Annotated in this window: 15 protein-coding genes and 1 other RNA gene; 1 reads left to right on the top strand and 15 read right to left on the bottom strand. The window is 63.5% G+C overall.

Annotation, left to right across the window (positions count from 1 at the left end):
- Positions 1 to 208: 208 nt before the first annotated feature.
- The 12 genes from murB to mraZ are packed head-to-tail and all read right to left on the bottom strand — an operon-like array spanning position 209 to position 13,919.
- The gene (gene murB / locus EN807_RS16175; protein ID WP_135935655.1) at positions 209 to 1,174 is read right to left on the bottom strand and encodes a UDP-N-acetylmuramate dehydrogenase; all 966 of its coding nucleotides are present in this window, start codon (positions 1,172 to 1,174) and stop codon (positions 209 to 211) included.
- On the bottom strand, positions 1,171 to 2,577 hold the full coding sequence (gene murC, locus EN807_RS16170; RefSeq protein ID WP_135935654.1) for a UDP-N-acetylmuramate--L-alanine ligase: 1,407 nt from the start codon (positions 2,575 to 2,577) through the stop codon (positions 1,171 to 1,173). The genes murB and murC overlap by 4 nt, the downstream gene beginning before the upstream one ends.
- Complete coding sequence (murG, locus tag EN807_RS16165; RefSeq protein WP_135935653.1) at positions 2,574 to 3,701, bottom strand: undecaprenyldiphospho-muramoylpentapeptide beta-N-acetylglucosaminyltransferase; 1,128 nt, start codon at positions 3,699 to 3,701, stop codon at positions 2,574 to 2,576. The genes murC and murG overlap by 4 nt, the downstream gene beginning before the upstream one ends.
- Before the next feature lies 1 nt (position 3,702).
- Positions 3,703 to 4,854: a putative lipid II flippase FtsW gene (gene ftsW / locus EN807_RS16160; protein ID WP_029351459.1), complete on the bottom strand. Its 1,152-nt coding sequence runs from the start codon at positions 4,852 to 4,854 to the stop codon at positions 3,703 to 3,705.
- Complete coding sequence (murD, locus tag EN807_RS16155) at positions 4,854 to 6,257, bottom strand: UDP-N-acetylmuramoyl-L-alanine--D-glutamate ligase (RefSeq protein ID WP_135935652.1); 1,404 nt, start codon at positions 6,255 to 6,257, stop codon at positions 4,854 to 4,856. Before murD ends, ftsW begins: the two co-directional genes overlap by 1 nt.
- An 8-nt stretch (positions 6,258 to 6,265) precedes the next feature.
- Positions 6,266 to 7,348, bottom strand: a complete 1,083-nt coding sequence (gene mraY / locus EN807_RS16150; protein ID WP_127318909.1) for a phospho-N-acetylmuramoyl-pentapeptide-transferase — start codon at positions 7,346 to 7,348, stop codon at positions 6,266 to 6,268.
- A 24-nt stretch (positions 7,349 to 7,372) separates the two neighbouring features.
- On the bottom strand, positions 7,373 to 8,806 hold the full coding sequence (locus EN807_RS16145; protein ID WP_135935651.1) for a UDP-N-acetylmuramoylalanyl-D-glutamyl-2,6-diaminopimelate--D-alanyl-D-alanine ligase: 1,434 nt from the start codon (positions 8,804 to 8,806) through the stop codon (positions 7,373 to 7,375).
- Positions 8,803 to 10,257: a UDP-N-acetylmuramoyl-L-alanyl-D-glutamate--2,6-diaminopimelate ligase gene (locus tag EN807_RS16140; RefSeq protein WP_135935650.1), complete on the bottom strand. Its 1,455-nt coding sequence runs from the start codon at positions 10,255 to 10,257 to the stop codon at positions 8,803 to 8,805. Before EN807_RS16140 ends, EN807_RS16145 begins: the two co-directional genes overlap by 4 nt.
- A gap of 54 nt (positions 10,258 to 10,311) precedes the next feature.
- Positions 10,312 to 12,036 (bottom strand): penicillin-binding protein 2, encoded by a 1,725-nt coding sequence (locus EN807_RS16135; RefSeq protein WP_189522428.1) that lies wholly within the window; start codon positions 12,034 to 12,036, stop codon positions 10,312 to 10,314.
- Positions 12,033 to 12,428 (bottom strand): hypothetical protein, encoded by a 396-nt coding sequence (locus tag EN807_RS16130; RefSeq protein WP_065010317.1) that lies wholly within the window; start codon positions 12,426 to 12,428, stop codon positions 12,033 to 12,035. The genes EN807_RS16135 and EN807_RS16130 overlap by 4 nt, the downstream gene beginning before the upstream one ends.
- Before the next feature lie 4 nt (positions 12,429 to 12,432).
- Positions 12,433 to 13,464, bottom strand: coding sequence for a 16S rRNA (cytosine(1402)-N(4))-methyltransferase RsmH (gene rsmH / locus EN807_RS16125; protein WP_135935649.1), 1,032 nt, complete (start codon positions 13,462 to 13,464; stop codon positions 12,433 to 12,435).
- Positions 13,461 to 13,919: a division/cell wall cluster transcriptional repressor MraZ gene (gene mraZ, locus EN807_RS16120; protein WP_135935648.1), complete on the bottom strand. Its 459-nt coding sequence runs from the start codon at positions 13,917 to 13,919 to the stop codon at positions 13,461 to 13,463. Before mraZ ends, rsmH begins: the two co-directional genes overlap by 4 nt.
- A gap of 407 nt (positions 13,920 to 14,326) precedes the next feature.
- On the opposite strand from mraZ, the gene EN807_RS16115 reads away from it, so the two are divergent.
- Positions 14,327 to 15,442 (top strand): cystathionine gamma-lyase, encoded by a 1,116-nt coding sequence (locus EN807_RS16115; protein ID WP_135935647.1) that lies wholly within the window; start codon positions 14,327 to 14,329, stop codon positions 15,440 to 15,442.
- Positions 15,443 to 15,451: 9 nt separating this feature from the next.
- Here EN807_RS16115 and EN807_RS36585 read toward each other — a convergent pair whose 3' ends face one another.
- The 3 genes from EN807_RS36585 to rnpB all read right to left on the bottom strand — a co-directional run bounded on the left by EN807_RS36585 (position 15,452) and on the right by rnpB (position 16,597).
- Positions 15,452 to 15,631 carry a type II toxin-antitoxin system RelE/ParE family toxin gene (locus tag EN807_RS36585; RefSeq protein ID WP_246684120.1) on the bottom strand — a complete coding sequence of 60 codons (180 nt, stop codon included), beginning with the start codon at positions 15,629 to 15,631 and terminating at the stop codon, positions 15,452 to 15,454.
- 109 nt (positions 15,632 to 15,740) lie between these two features.
- Positions 15,741 to 16,025, bottom strand: a complete 285-nt coding sequence (locus EN807_RS16105) for a type II toxin-antitoxin system ParD family antitoxin (protein WP_135935646.1) — start codon at positions 16,023 to 16,025, stop codon at positions 15,741 to 15,743.
- A gap of 175 nt (positions 16,026 to 16,200) precedes the next feature.
- An RNA gene (gene rnpB / locus EN807_RS16100) (RNase P RNA component class A) lies at positions 16,201 to 16,597 on the bottom strand.
- Positions 16,598 to 16,644 lie beyond the last annotated feature (47 nt).

The raw sequence follows: 16,644 nt of genomic DNA, 5'->3' as shown, positions 1-16,644 counted from the left end.
TCCCTGCCCCCATGATTCCGCAACATCGAGTCCCCGAGTCTCCCGGCAGGTTGCCCCTGACGAAAAAACGCTGGTGACGCGTCGAAACGACTCAAATCAGGAAACGCTTCAGGCCAGAGAATCAGAGAGTTGAATCGCTGGCAAGTCCTTACGATTCCGAGAGATTCACTTTCGGCAAAAACGGCAGCGAAAACTGTGTTGTGAGTCTTTAGAGCAACTGTCCGAGGAATTCCTGGACCTCGTGCCCCGGCCGGAAATTACCGATGCGCTTGATTTCCCAATGCAGCCGGATGCCCGACCGTTCGAGCACGCGCGTGCGCACGGTCTCGCCGAGATATTCAAGGTCGTAGCCGGTCGCGGTTCCCGTGTTGATCATGAAGTTGCAATGCATCGGCGACATCTGCGCGCCGCCGATCATCAGCCCCCGACAGCCCGCCCTGTCGATCTCCTTCCAGGCCGAGGTGCCCTCCGGATTCTTGAAGGTCGAGCCGCCGGTCTTTTCGCGGATCGGCTGGACGGTCTCGCGATGGTGCTGGACGGCGTCCATTGCCGCCTTGATCGCGGCCTTGTCTGCCGAAACCCCTTCAAACACAGCCGATGTGAAGATCAGCCCGGCAGGGGCTGCCGAATGGCGATAGGCGTAGCCCATACCGGCGTTGCTCAGCGTATGCACGTTGCCCTTGCGGTCGAGCGCCCGCACCTCGACGACGCGCTCGCGCGTCTCGACGCCATTGGCGCCGGCGTTCATCCTCAGCGCACCGCCGACGGCACCCGGAATGCCGTGGTAAAATTCAAAGCCGCCTATACCAGCGTGATAGGCGACAGCGGCAAGGCGCTTGTCGGGCGTGGCGGCGCCCGCCTTGATTGTGGTCGGCGCAATCACTTCGGCTTCGCCAAAGCCCTTGGCCGAAAGCCGGATAACGAAGCCAGTAATGCCACCGTCGCGGACAAGCAAATTCGAGCCGACGCCGACGATGGTCAGCGGTATCTCTTCGGGTACCGCCCTCAGGAACGCGGCGAGGTCGTCCTCGTCGGCCGGCTGGAACAGTGCGTCGGCCAGCCCGCCGGCGCGGAACCAGGTGATCTTGTCCATCTCGGCGTTGGGCGTAATGCGGCCGCGCAGGCCGTCAAGCCGGCCGCCGAGCTTGTCGATCAATGCCTGGCCACGCATCATGAGGCGGTACCGCCGAGTTCCCTGGGCAGCGCGTAAGCCCATTGCGTGATGTTGCCGGCGCCGAGAAAGACGATGAAATCGCCTGGTTTCGCCAGGTCGCGGATAACCGGCGCAATCGCCGCGGGGCCTTCGATGTAGCGCGCGTCGCGATGGCCGCCGGAGCGGATGCGCGACACCAATGCCTCGGACGTCACCCCGTCGATCGGCTCTTCGCCTGCCGCATAGATTGGCGCCACCATCACCGTGTCGGCGTCGTTGAAGCAGACGGAAAACTCGCCGAACAGATCATGCAGCCGGGTGAAGCGGTGCGGCTGGGCAATGGCGATTACGCGGCCCTTGGTGGCGTCGCGCGCCGCCCTCAGCACCGCCGCGATCTCGACCGGATGGTGGCCGTAATCGTCGAACACATCGACGCCGTTCCACGAACCGGTACGGGTAAAGCGCCGCTTGACGCCGGCGAAGGACGACAGGCCCTTCCTGATCGCCTCGGCCGAAAGGCCGAGCTCATGCGCGACAGCGATCGCCGCCGTCGCATTGGAGACATTGTGACGGCCGGGCATCGGCAGGCGCAGGCCTGATATCGTCGACTGGCCGCGGGTCTTGCGGTCGCGGATCACCACGTCGAATTCCGAGGTCGGGCCGTCCATGCGGTGATTGGTGAAACGCACATCGGCCTGCGCGTTCTCGCCATAGGTGATGACGCGACGGTCCTCGATGCGGCTGACCAGTGCCTGCACTTCCGGATGGTCGGTGCACATGACGCCGAAGCCGTAGAACGGCACGTTCTCGACGAACTGGCGAAAGGCCTCGCGCACCTTGTCGAAGGAGCCGTAATGATCGAGATGCTCGGGATCGATGTTGGTGACGACGGCAATCTCGGCCGGCAGCTTCAGGAAGGTGCCGTCGCTCTCATCGGCTTCGACCACCATCCATTCGCCGTCGCCCATCCGGGCGTTGGTGCCGTAGGCATTGATGATGCCGCCATTGATTACGGTCGGATCGAGCCCGCCGGCTTCGAGCAGCGTCGCCACCATCGAGGTCGTCGTCGTCTTGCCATGCGTGCCGCCGATGGCCACCGCCTGCCGGAAGCGCATCAGTTCGGCCAGCATCTCGGCGCGGCGGACAACGGGAAGCAGTTTCTCGCGCGCCGCCTTCAGCTCCGGATTGGATTTCTTGATCGCCGTCGAGACGACAACCACTTCGGCTTCGCCGACATTATCGGCGTGATGACCGACAAAGCACTCGATGCCCTTGTCGCGCAGCCGCTGCACATTGGCGCTGTCGGCCTGGTCGGATCCTTGCACCTTATAGCCGAGATTGTGCAGCACCTCGGCGATGCCGCTCATGCCGATACCGCCGATGCCGATGAAATGCACGAGGCCTATCGTCTGCGGCATCTTCATGCGTGCGTCTCCTTCCTGAATGCCGATACGCCTTTCTTCGACGCAATAACCTCTGTCAGATCGGCGAGCAACCGTGCCGCGTCCGGTTTTCCGGCCGATTTCGCCGCCGCTGCCATTGTGGTCAGCCGCTCCGGATCCTCCATCAACGCGCCGACGAGCGCAGCAATGCGCTCGGGCGAGAGCGAGGATTGCGGATGCACTTCGGCGCCATCTGCCGCTGCTAATGCCGCGGCATTGGCTGCCTGGTCGTGGTCGAGCGCGTGCGGATAGGGCACCAGCAGCGCTGGCCGGCCGATCACCGCGATTTCCGATACGGTCGATGCGCCGGACCGCGACATCACCAGATGCGCCGCAGCCATGCGCGTCGCCATGTCGGTGAAGAAGGGCGATACCTCAGCCTCGACGCCAAGGGCGGCATAGGCAGCCTTCACCCGCTCGACATCGTCGGCACGCGCCTGCTGGGTGATCACCAGCCGCTTGCGTTGTGCGCCGGAAAGCTTTCCAATCGCAGCCGGCATTGCGTCGGAAAAGAACTGTGCGCCCTGGCTGCCGCCGAATACCAGAAACCGGAACGGCTGCTTGCCCGTAGACGCCGCATAGGGCATCTTTGCCGCCTCAAGCACTTGCGGCCTGACCGGATTGCCTGTCGTCACTGTCTTGGCGCCTGCAGCGCTCGAATCTCCCGGCAAGAACCCGCCAGCGATGGCATCGACGCGGCCGGCGAGCGCCCGGTTGGCGCGCCCCATCACCGCGTTCTGCTCGTGGATCAGCGTCGGCACCTTGCGCCGCGTCGCCGCATAGAGCGGCGGCAGCGTCGGATAGCCGCCAAAACCGACCACGACGGCTGGCTTGATCCGGCCGATCACGGCGGATGCCTGCCGCACGCCGCCCCAGATTTTCCAGAAGGCCGCGAGCACGGCAAAAGGATTTTTCGAACTCATCGTCGCCGACTGGATCGGATGGATGCCTGCGGCCGGAAACTGCCCGGCAAAACGCTCGGCACGAGCATCGGTGGCGAGATGCACCGTCCAGCCGCGCCTGATCAGCTCATGCGCCAGCGCCTCGGCCGGGAAGAGATGCCCACCCGTGCCGCCGGCGGCCAGAAGGATCGAGCCCTTGGACATTTCACTCCGCCGGCATGGCGCGCTGCGACGGTGCGAAGCCCAACTGCTTGCGCTTTTCCGGCCGCTTGCGGGTCAGCGCCAGCACCATGCCCATCGAGATTGCGATGGCGATCTGCGAGGAGCCACCATAGGAGATGAATGGCAAGGTCATGCCCTTGGCAGGCATCAGCTGCAGATTGACGGCCATGTTGATGACAGACTGCAGACCGAAAACGGTGACCAGGCCGCCAACCGCATAGCGGGTGAAATCATCCTGCTCCTTGAGCGCGGTGCTGAGGCCGCGCAGCACGATGAAGGCAAAGATGGTCATGATGAAGAAGCACATGATCAGTCCGAACTCCTCGCCGGCCACCGAGAAGACGAAATCGGCATGGCTGTCGGGTATGACCCGCTTGACGGTGCCCTCGCCCGGCCCGACGCCGAACCAGCCGCCATTGATCAGCGCATCGCGGCCCATGTCGACCTGGAACGTATCGCCCTCGCCGGTCATGAAGCGATCGATGCGGCCGGCGACATGCGGGAACACCGTATAGGCGGCAAACACGCCGCCGATGCCGGCAGCGCCCAGCGCGATGATCCACAGCCATGGCAGTCCGGCCATGAAGAACATCACCCCCCAGGTGCCGAGCACCAGCATTGTCTGGCCGAAATCAGGCTGCGCCACCAGCAGCGAAATGACGAGGGCCAGCAGCAGCATGGCGAACAGATTGCCTGGAATGTCGGGCTGGCGCTTGTGTTCGGCAAACAGCCAGGCGCAGATGACGACGAACGCCGGCTTCAGGAATTCCGACGGCTGGATCGACACGCCGGCGAGCGACACCCAGCGCCGCGCGCCCTTCACCTCGACGCCGATGTAGAGTACCGCCACCATCAGCACCAGCATGACGCACAGCATCGCCAGGGCCATGCGTCTGATCTGCCGCGATTCCAGGAAGGAGACGGCCAGCATCACGCCAAGTGCGGGAATGGTGAAGATGATCTGCCGTGTGGCGAAGTGGAAACTGTCCAGGCCGATGCGCTGGGCCACCGCCGGGCTTGCCGCGAAAGAGAGTACGATGCCGAGTCCCATCAGCGACAGGAACGCAGCCAGGAACCAGCGATCGACCGTCCACCACCAGGTGGCGACCGGGCTTTTGTCGAGACGGCTTTGCATTATCGTGCCCCTCCGATGAGCTTCACGCCATCAATAGTGCTCGCAGCTTGCCTGAAGGCTTCGCCGCGCACTTCGAAATTCTTGAATTGGTCGAAACTGGCGCAGGCCGGCGAAAGCAGCACCACCACCTCGCCGTTGTCATCATCCCTGGCCGCGTCGCTTGCGGCATGCTCGACTGCTGCGGCCAGCGTGCCGGAGATCTCGTAAGGCACCGCCTCGCCGAGCGTCGCCGAGAAGGCTGGTGCGGCCTCACCAATCAAATAGGCCTTGGCGACGCGCGGAAAGAGGCCGCGCAACGGCTCGATGCCACCCTCTTTCGGCAACCCGCCGGCAATCCAGTAAATGCGCGGAAAGCTGGACAATGCGGGCGCTGCCGCATCGGCATTGGTCGCCTTGGAATCGTTGATGAACAGCACATGGCCCTTGCGGCCGACCTGCTCCATGCGGTGCGCCAGCCCGGGAAAGCTCTCCAGCCCCGATTGGATCTCGCCCAGCTCGAGCCCGATCTTGAGGCAGGCGGCGATAGCGGCCAACGCATTCTGCGCATTGTGCTGGCCGCGCAGCGAGCCGATGCCTTCGAGAAAGGCAACGCGGCTGTAACGGCCATGCACCGCCTCCATCAGATTGGTGCCGTCGGCAAAATAGCCATCGGTCAGCGGCAGGCGTTTGGAAATGCGGATGACGTGCCGGCCCGCCCGCTCCAGCCGGTCGGCGGCCTGGGCGCACCAGGAATCGTCGACACCGACGATTGCCGTTTCGCTGCCGGCCGCCAGCCGTTCCTTGATCGCGGCGTAGTGCTGCATCGTGCCATGACGGTCGAGATGATCCGGCGTCAGATTGAGCAGGACGCCGGCGGTCGGATTGATCGAGGGCGCCAGGTCAATCTGGTAGGACGAGCATTCCACGACATAATGCCGCCTAGGCTCCGGTGGATCGAGCGTCATCACCGCGCGGCCGATATTGCCGCCCATCTGCGTGTCGCGTCCGGCCGATTTCAGGATATGCGCCGTCAGCGCCGTCGTCGTCGATTTGCCGTTGGTGCCGGTAATGGCGATGAAGGGCGCTGCCGGCGCCAGCAACGTCCGCTGCCGGCAGAACAGCTCGATGTCGCCAATGATCTCGACGCCTGAAGCGCGCGCCAGTTCCACTGTCCAGTGCGGCTTCGGATGCGTCAGCGGCACGCCGGGCGACAGCACGAAGGCCGAGAACTTCGCCCAGTCGGCGCCGCGCAGATCGCCGGTCGCGATCCCGACGGCCGCGGCATTGGCGACACTGCCGGGATTGTCGTCCCAGGCGAGCACGTCCGCTCCGCCCTCGATCAGCGCGCGCGCCGTGGCGATCCCCGAGCCGCCAAGCCCGAAGAGCGAAACGCGCTTGCCTGCGAAGGATGTGGCGGGGATCAAGCGGCCTCCTATCGGAGCTTCAGGGTCGACAGGCCGACCAGCGCCAGGATGACGGCGATGATCCAGAAGCGGATCACCACCTGACTTTCGGTCCAGCCGAGCTTTTCGAAATGATGGTGGATCGGCGCCATCAGGAACACCCGCTTGCCGGTCATCTTGAAGTAGCCGACCTGGATGATGACCGACAGGATCTCGACGACGAACAAGCCGCCGACGATGACCAGCACGATCTCGTGCTTGGCGGCAACTGCGACCGTGCCGATCAGGCCGCCCAGGGCCAGCGAGCCGGTATCGCCCATGAAGATCGCCGCCGGCGGTGCGTTGAACCACAGGAAGCCGAGGCCGGCGCCGATCACTGCGCCGAGGACCACCGCCAATTCACCGGTGCCAGGCACGAAATGGATCTGCAGATATTCGGCGAATACCGCATTGCCGGAGAGATAGGCGATGACGCCGAAGGACGCCGCTGCGATCATGATCGGCACGATCGCCAGCCCGTCGAGGCCATCGGTCAGGTTCACCGCATTGCCGGCGCCGACGATGACGAAGCACGAGAACGGGATGAAGAACCAGCCCAGATTGATGAGAAATTCCTTGGCGAAGGGGAAAGTCAGTGACGACGAGAACGGCGCCTGGCCATTGTGCATGATCACCCAGGCGGCGATGCCGGCGATGACGAATTCAAGCCCCAGCCGCGCCTTGCCGGAAAACCCAAGATGCGATTGCTTCGTCACCTTGAGATAATCGTCGTAGAACCCGATCGAGCCGAAACCCAGGGTCACCAGCAGCACCACCCAGACATAGATGCTGGACAGGTTCGCCCACAAAAGCGACGAGCCGATGATGCCACACAGGATCATCAGCCCGCCCATGGTCGGCGTGCCGGCCTTCTTGAAATGCGTCTGCGGCCCGTCGGCGCGGATCGGCTGGCCCTTGCCCTGCCGCAGCCTCAGCGAATTGATGATAGCCGGCCCGAAGATGAAGACGATCAGCGCCGCGGTGATCAGCGCGCCGCCGGTACGGAAGGTTATGTAGCGAAAGACGTTGAAGACCGAGATCTTGTCCGCGAATTCGACGAGCAGTGTGAACATGCGATTCGGTCCCCGGACCTGGCTCTAGGCCTGTTTGGCGGTTGTGGCTACCGCCGGAAATTTGCTGAGCAATGCCTCGACCAATTTGGAAAACCCGATGCCTTTCGACGATTTGATCATCACCACGTCGCCAGGCTTCAGCGCCGACAGGAGCACCAGTTTCAGATCCTCTGCGCCGGCGCGATACTCCGTCTCGATCTCATCAGGAAGGGTGTCGGCCAGCGCCCGCATTTCCGGGCCGGCGAGAAAGACCGTGCGCGTTTCGGTGCCGGCAATGAGATCGGCAAGGGCTGCGTGCAGCTTCGCCGAATGGTCGCCCAGTTCGAGCATGTCGCCGAGCACCGCGATGCGCCTCCCTTCGCCCGACACCGGCGTCGCGTTGAGCAGCGCCATTGCAGCGCTCATCGACGCCGGATTGGCGTTGTAGCTCTCGTCGATCAGCGTGATCGGACCTTTCGGGTGACGCAGCACGTGGCGCTTGCCGCGTCCGCGTTCGGCCGAAAGATCGGCCAGCGCCGTCGCCACCCTGGCGATGTCGGCGCCGACCAGATGCGCGGCGCCCAGCACGGCCAGCACGTTCTGCACCATATGTCGGCCCGGCGCGCCAACCCTGGCGGTGATTTCCTGACCGCCGATCTTGGCGGTGATGATAGAATGATCTGCATGCAGCCCGCATTCGAGCAGTTTGAAGGTCGCCCGGGCATTCTCGCCAAAGCCGTAAATGTGCTGGACGCCGGCGGCTCTTGCCATCTTGTCCAGAAGCTTCCAGCGCGGGTCGTCGCGGTTGAGAAGGACAGCACCATCCGGTTCCAGCCCCTCGAAAATCTCGGCCTTGGCCCTGGCGATCTCGTCCAGATTGCGGAAGAAGCCGAGATGTGCCGCGGCGATCAGCGTGACGATGGCGACATGCGGCCGGACCATCTTGGCCAGCGGCCGGATCTCGTCGGGATGGTTCATGCCGATCTCGAACACGGCATAGTCGCAATCCACCGGCATCCGCGCCAGCGTCAGCGGGACGCCCCAGTGGTTGTTGAAAGACTGGGCCGATGCGTGCACCTTGCCGACCGCGGACAGCACATGGCGCAGCGCTTCCTTGGTGGTGGTCTTGCCCGCCGAACCGGTCACCGCGATAATCTTGGCGTTCGAGCGCGCGCGGGCGGCCAGCCCTAGCTTTTCCAGCCCCGCCAGCACGTCCTGGACGACGATCATCGGCGCCGTCAGCCGCCCGAGCGACGGCAGCTTGCCCTCGGCGACGACCAGCACGCCGGCGCCGGCCTTGATGGCGGCGGTCGCGAAATCATGGCCATCCATCGCCTCGCCCTTGATGGCGAAGAAAGCATCGCCCGGCTCAAGGCTGCGGCTGTCGATCGAGATGCCGCTGATACCCTGCGGCATCAGACCGAGCGGTCGTCCGCCCATGGCGGCGACGAGATCCTCGGAGGTCCACAGAAAGCTCATGGGGCGCGCTCCTGGAGCGCGGCGCGGACTTCCTCATGGTCGGAAAAATGCAGCGTCTCGGCGCCGATGGTCTGGCCTTCCTCATGGCCCTTGCCGGCCACGATCAGCGTATCGCCGCCGTGGAGCATGGCGACTGCCTCGTGGATCGCCTTGCGCCGATCGCCGATCTCGACGGCGCCGGGTGCAGCGGCAAGGATCGCGGCGCGGATCGTTTCAGGCACTTCCGAACGCGGATTGTCGTCGGTGACGATAACGACATCGGCGAGCCGCGTAGCGATTTCACCCATGATCGGACGCTTGCCCCGGTCGCGGTCGCCGCCACAGCCGAACACGACGATGACGCGGCCGGTGGTGAACGGCCGCACCGACGCCAGCACGTTTTCCAGCGCGTCCGGCTTGTGCGCATAATCGACATAGACCGGCGCACCATGGGATGTTGTCCCAACGAGGTCGAGCCGACCCGGCGCGCCCTTCAATTTCTCCAACGCCATCAGGGCTTTGGCGGCAGGCGTTCCAGTAGAAATGGCGAGGCCCGCCGAAACCAGGGCATTGGCGATCTGGAAATCCCCGGCCAGCGGCAGGTCGACCTCGTGGAGAACGCCATCGACTTCCACTTCGGCGCGCTGGCGGTGGCGCTCGTGCTCGACCCGCTTCAGTCTCAGGAACTCGCCGTGGCGGCCGACCGTCAGCACATCCAATCCTGCCGCCTTCGCCGCCCGGATCGTCGGCTCCGACCACGGATCGTCGGCAAAAATGACGGCCGGCGCGTCCTTCGGCAGCAGCGCGTCGAACAGGCGCAGCTTGGCGCGATGATAGTCCTCGACTGTCGGATGATAGTCCATGTGGTCCCGGCCGAGATTGGTGAACCCGCCGGCTGCGAGCTTCACGCCGTCGAGCCGGCGCTGGTCGAGGCCGTGGCTGGAGGCCTCCATCGATGCGTGGGTGACGCCGGTATCCGCCAGTTCCTTCAGCAGCCTGTGCAGATCTACCGGGTCGGGGGTGGTCAGCGAGCCATATTCGTTGCGGCCCGGCGCCACCACGCCGGTCGTGCCTATCGAAGCAGCGGCAAACCCTGAGTGCTCCCATATCTGTCTTGTGAAGGCCGCAACCGATGTCTTGCCGCTGGTACCGGTCACCGCGACCATGGTTTGCGGCTGCCTGCCGAAGTAGCGGGCGGCACTCAGCGCCAGCGCAAGGCGCGGATCGTCGACGGCGAGAACGGGCACCGGCAGTCCGGCGACGACGCTGCCCTTGCCGGCCACGATCGCCACTGCGCCGCGACTGGCGGCATCGGCGGCATAGGCCGCGCCATCGGCCTTTGTGCCAGTGAGCGCGAAGAAGACCACGCCCGGTGCTACCTGGCGGGAATCCGACGAAATCCCGGTAACCTCCGTATCGAAGGAAGCTGTCCCCTCGACAGACAGGATACCGGCTAGATCTTTCAGCTTCATCGAACCCCGTTCATAGCAACAAAATAGCGCGCAGTTGCCGGCGCGCCCCAAGAATCACTGATAGGAAACCAGCGTTGCGCCATTTTCATGGCTGAAATCTGGCTTCACGCCAAGCATGGAAGCTGAACGTCGGATAATGTTTGCAGCCATGACACCAGCATTCGAGGCGGCCGTTGCACCCATGCCGGGTTTTTCCGGCTTCGGTTCGTCGACGATCGTAAGCACGATGTATTGCGGATCGTCCATCGGGAAAGCTGCGACGAAGGCGTTGAAATTCTTGTCCTTTGAGTAGCGGCCGTTGACAACCTTCTCTGCCGTTCCGGTCTTGCCGCCGACGCGATAGCCAGGAACCCTGGCGTTCCTGCCTGAGCCTTTCTCGGCGTTCAGTGCGTAGAGATAGCGCATGCTCTCGGAGGTCTTGTCTCTGACAACTTTCTTGGCCACCGACATCGCCTGTTCCTGCGCGCGCCTCAGGAATGTCGGCTGGATCAGATAGCCGCCGTTCACCAGCGCGGCACAGCCGACCGCCGTCTGCAGCGGCGTCGTCGACACGCCGTGACCGAAGGCGATGGTGATCGAATGGACCTGTTTCCAGATTTTGGGCTCGGTCGGGCGGGCGACCTCCGGCAGTTCCGTCTGCATCTTTTCGAGGATGCCCAGGCGATGCAGGAATTCGCGGTGCCCCTCGATGCCGACCGCTTCGGCTTCCTTGGCCGAACCGATGTTGGACGAGTAGATGAACACTTCGGGCACCGACAGCACCCGGGCCTTGCCGTGAAAATCATGGATGGTCTGACGGCCGATCCTGATCGGGCGCGAAGCGTCGAAACGGCTTTCCAGCGTCACTTTGCCGGAATCGAGCGCCATGGCGGTGGTAAAGCTCTTCAAGGTCGAACCCATTTCGTAAAGGCCGGCCGACATGCGGTTCAAGCGGTCCTTGTCCTGCGCATTGTACGGGTTGTTGGGATCGAAATCCGGAACCGAGGCCATCGCCATCACTTCGCCGGTCTTGATGTTGAGAACGACGGCGCCTGCTGCGATTGCGCGGTATTTCTCCATGCCGGTGGCGACCTCGTCACGCACGATATGCTGGACGCGCAGGTCGATCGAGAGCTGCACCGGCTTCAGATCCTTGGCCACCGCAAGTCCCGACGCCTGAAGGTCGCTCAGCCCCTGTTCGTCGATGTATTTCTCCATGCCGGAGATGCCCTGATTGTCGATGTTGGTGAGCCCGACAATGTAGGACGAGGTTTCGCCGGCCGGATAGAAGCGGCGCTTTTCGGTGCGGAAGCCGAAGCCGGGAATGCCGAGTTGCATGATATCCGATTGCTGCTTGGGCGTCAGTTGCCGCTGCAGCCAGACGAAGCCGGCGCCGCTCTTCAGCTTATGGTAGGTCTGCTCGTAGTCGATTTCCGGAAGCACCGTCGCCAGCTTTTCGATCGCCTCGTCGGCGTCGACGATGCGGCGCGGTTCGGCAAACAGCGACGCCGTCTTGATGTCCGTCGCCAGCACTTCGCCGTTGCGGTCGACGATGTCGGGTCGTGACGCCGTCACCCGGCTCTGCGGGCCACCGGACAGATCGGGATTCTGGAAACCGAGATAGACCAGCCGCCCGGTGATGGTCAAATAGATGCCGAAGAACACCGCCATCGTCATTACGATGCGGGTCCTGCCCTTGCCGCCGGTCGCTTTGCGGGCGCCTTCGACCACAATCGATCCGTCTTCCGATTTGGCGGGGCGCTTCAGCAGTCTGGCGATCAATGGAAGTCTGGGAATCATTGGACGATGCCTCCGGTGACCACAGGGTCCTTGCCGCCCAAGGGTCCTTTGCCAGAATTGTCGGCCATGCCACCCAGTCGCTCGGACGAAAGGTCCTCGATGGTGAGGGGTTTTGCTGGCAGATCGTCCAGCCCGATGATCTGGCGGGCGCTGACCGGCTCGAGCTCGAGTTGCGATCTATAGATCTCGGCCAGCTTTTGCAGGCGCGACGGCTGGGTCAGCAGGCTCCAGTCCGCCTTCAGGAGATCGATCGTATCCTCCTCGTAGCGGATCTGAGCTTGGATCTTGTGCACCGCCGCCAATTGCTCCTCGGCCTCGCGCTTGGTCTTGTAGGTCAAGGCCGCAGCCGAAACCATCACGGCGATCAGGACTATGTCGCTGGTACGAAACACGTGCTCACCTTTCTCCCGGCCGATTGACGCCGGGAAGTCTTGGCTCAGGAAGCTTTGGAAGCCCGAAAATCGAAAAGTCGCCGGTGCGCGGCGGTGGGTCGGTGCGGATCGCAGCGCGCAGCCTTGCCGAGCGCGCCCGCGGATTGGCAGATATCTCGGCCTCATCAGGCGTCACGCCGCTGCCCACCTTTTTGAAGGTGGCGCTGCGCGCCTGCGCCTCGGGCAGGTGCCGCGATCCGGATGCCGCATCGGCGCGATCGGCGATGAAGCGTTTGACGATGCGGTCTTCCAGGGAGTGGAACGTCACGACGGCCAGCCGCCCGCCCGGTTTCAGCACGCGTTCAGCCGCAAACAGCGCTTTGGCCAGTTCGCCGAGTTCGTCGTTGACGAAAATGCGCAGCGCCTGGAAGACGCGGGTCGCCGGATGGATCTTGTCCTTCGGCGCGCGGCCGACATGCGTCTCGATGGCATCGGCAAGGTCGAGCGTGCGCTCGAACGCATGCTTTTCGCGACGGCTTTCGATCATGCGGGCGATGCGGCCGGCATGGCGCTCTTCGCCAAGGAACCCGAAGATGCGGGCAAGGTCGCCCACTTTGAAGCTGTTGACGACATCGGCGGCGCTGAGACCAGCCTGGGCCATGCGCATATCGAGCGGTCCGTCGGCCCGGAACGAAAAACCGCGCTCCGCCTGGTCGATCTGCATGGATGAGATGCCGATGTCGAGCACGACGCCTTCGGCGCTTTCGACATGCTCGTCCAACGTCGAGAATGGCGCCTGAACAAGCCGGAGCCTGCCGCCCGATTGTTGTTCGAGGGCACGACCGGTGGCAATCGCATCGGGATCGCGGTCGATGGCGACGACCGAGGCGCCGCATGCCAGAATGGCTTTGGTGTAGCCGCCGGCGCCGAATGTGCCGTCGACGATCACCTCGCCCGCTTTAGGCGAAAGCGCCTCCAGCACTTCGGCAAGGAGGACCGGAATGTGACGGGCCGGTCCGCCAGCGGCGTGAGGGTCATCGCCGTAGCCCGCCATCATTCCGGCCGCTCCCCAGGCTTCGTCCCCTGCCGAAGCTGCAAAAGCCGGGCGCGTGCTTCCGCCCCATAGGCGGTGAGCCGTCCAGGTTCCCAGATCTGAAAGAAATTGCCGCGGCCGACAAACGCTGCTTCCGCGGAAATGCCGGTGTGCTCGCGGATGAAATCGGTCATTGAGATGCGGCCGTCCTGATCGAGCTTGAGAAAGGTTCCATCTCCATGGCAGAAGAACGACATGTCGTCCGCCGTCTGCAGGAAAGGGTCTTCCTGCGCCATGCGCTGCTCGTAGCGGTCGAGCAGGTCGAGCCCGCCGACATCCATCGCCGGACGGTCCAGGCAGCGCAGCGCATAGAGTTCCGAATAGCCGCGTTTCTGCACAACCGCACGGAAATGCGCTGGAACGGACACCCGCCCCTTCGCATCGATCCTGTTCACCGCGCTTGACAGAAACCGGTCCATTACGCGTTACGGCCGCTTGCGCCGCCGCACCCCTCTGCATCTTCCCGCCCGCGCCGCCGCGGCGCGGTCCCTGCCCAAAACTCACTTCGTTCTGAAAGGCGAAAACAGGCGAACGCGCAGCCGCCGCGGCTGGCCGATTGGCGTACGCTTCACCCTGACGCGGAACGAAGGCTTGAATAACGAAATGGGATATCATGGGGCGCTATGGGCGTCAACGGGAATAGGCTTCACAAACGCGCGCGGCACAACCGATGAGAGCAGCTCTGACGGCACTCCCGTCTTTATGCTCCATTAAGCCTAACGAAGCGTTTAGAGCGGTTTGCCGGCGCGGTTCGGCGCTTGCCTGCCGGTGAGTCCCGGCATAGCGTCTGCGCATTCTTCTCCTCAAAGTCAGGGTTCGAAAAACGATGTCCGAAACAGCGAAGTCGCGCGCCGCCACCCTTGCCCATTTGCGCAGCGTCAAGCTCGCTAAGGGCGACCCGGTCTCGCTGCCGCTGATAATGACGACAACTTTCCATCTGCCTGGCAACCCGGCCGGTGTCAGCCAGTACGGACGCTCCGACAACCCGACATGGGACGCGGTGGAAGACATGCTCGGCCACCTTGAGGACGCGCCGTCGGTAGCGTTCCCGTCGGGCATGGCCGCGATCGCGGCGGTCTTTTTCGCGCTGCTCAAGGCAGGCGATCGCATCCTGTTGCCGTCCGATGGTTACTACACGCCGCGCGTGCTTGCCGAGCGCTTCCTCAAACCTTTCGACGTCTCGTTCGACACAAGACCGACCAAGTCCTTTCTGGACGGCGGTTTTTCCGGCTACCGGCTGGTGTTCGTCGAGACCCCATCCAATCCCGGGCTGGACATTTGCGACATGGCCGGCGTGGCGCGCCTTGCGCACGAGGCCGGCGCGCTGGTCTTCGCCGATAACACCACGATGACGCCTTACGGTCAGCGCCCGCTCGATCTCGGTGCCGATATCGTCGTTGCTGCTGACACCAAGGCGCCCAATGGCCATTCCGACGCGCTGTTTGGCCATGTCGCCAGCCGGGACGCCGAGATCATAACTGCCATCCGTGACTGGCGGAAACTGTCGGGCTCCATCCCCGGACCGTTCGAAGCCTGGCTGGTTCATCGAGGCCTCGAGACGCTGGAAGTCCGCTTCGACCGCATGTGCACGTCGGCCGAACTGATCGCCCGACGCCTGACAAATCATCGGGCCGTGAAATCCGTCCGCTTTCCTGGACTGGAAGATGACCCTTCGCACAATCTGGCGATCACCCAGATGGGGCGTTTCGGCTTTCTTATCGGCCTTGACCTGGGGAGTGAAGCCAAGGCCGAAGCGTTCATCGGCGCCTGCGCCCTGATCCAGCCGGCGACCTCCTTCGGCGGCGTCCACTCTTCGGCCGAGCGGCGCGCCCGCTGGGGTGATGTCGTTCCGCCCGGCTTCGTTCGCCTGTCGGTCGGCTGCGAGCCGGTGGAAGAGCTTTGGCAGGCGATCGAAGCGTCGCTGGACGGTATCAGCGGCTGAACGAACCGATCAGGAAGCCAGATCGTCAGCTTCGATATTGCGCCGGCCATGCAGCACTCGCAGGATCTCGACGGCATCCTCGCCAACACGGTACAAGGTTAGATACTCGCCGACGATCAAGTGGCGGATGCCAGGCGCAATGTCTTCGCGCGGCGCGCCTGAGAAGGGGTGCAGGGTCAGCAATCCCAACGCCTCTCCAAGGTATCCACGATGCGGATTGCCGCATTAGGATTGTATCCGGCAATGTAGTCGCCGATAATTTCGAGGTCGATCAACGCCTGAGGAAGCAGGCGGTATTTCACTCCTCAAGGCCTTTGGCCTCGGCCATTTTCAGATATTTGGCGCGCAATTGTTCCAGGATTGGCGGCCCGTCCAGCGCCGGCCCGCTGTCGATCCCCTCCTGCACCAGCTTGCGCAACTCCTCGACGGTATAGCCGTGCAGATCGCGCCGGTCCTTCCATTGCCTGAGCGCGTCGCGGATCACCTCGCTCGCCGAAGCGTACTCGCCGGCGGCGACCACATCGTCGACCGCCGCCGCCAGTTCCGGCGAAAGCGTGATACTGCGTTTGTCGACCTGACCCATGATGCGCCTGATATTGCCCGTACAAATGGTACGATTTAATCGCACCGACTTCAAAAAACGCTTGTTCCGCGCACAATCAGCAAAGCTGATTCAATCAATGAAGCGCCTGAACCAGCAGGCGCGCCTGAAGACGCAACCTGCTGATATCAAGGATTTTCCTTGTAATCTGGAAGAAATTGCCAGCTGGCCTGTAAGCCGGGTTCTGTATGGCCTCGCCCCTTGCGGCGCGAGAACGTGGCGGCCATTCATCTTGGGCGCATGTTGCCATGCACCTCACGCAACCTACCCGGACGGTGAGCCGGAAACAGCCCTCGAGGGTTTCCCCTCGCACCGTCCCTATTCGGTCTTGCTCCCGGTGGGGTTTACCGTGCCGCTCCTGTTGCCAGTCGCGCGGTGGGCTCTTACCCCACCCTTTCACCCTTACCACGACGGATCGTGGCGGTTTGCTTTCTGTGGCACTTTCCCTAGGGTCGCCCCCGCCGGCCATTAACCGGCACCGTGTCTCCATGGAGCCCGGACTTTCCTCACCCGCAGCCTTTCGGCTTCGCGGGTGCGGCCGCCCGGCCAACTGGCAAGGCGTATAAAGGGGTTCAAGGCCGAAAACGCAAGAAAAAAGCAG

This window comes from Mesorhizobium sp. M5C.F.Ca.ET.164.01.1.1 (assembly GCF_004792125.1).
Classification (GTDB): domain Bacteria; phylum Pseudomonadota; class Alphaproteobacteria; order Rhizobiales; family Rhizobiaceae; genus Mesorhizobium; species Mesorhizobium wenxiniae.
This window is presented reverse-complemented; position numbering and strand designations above follow the sequence as displayed.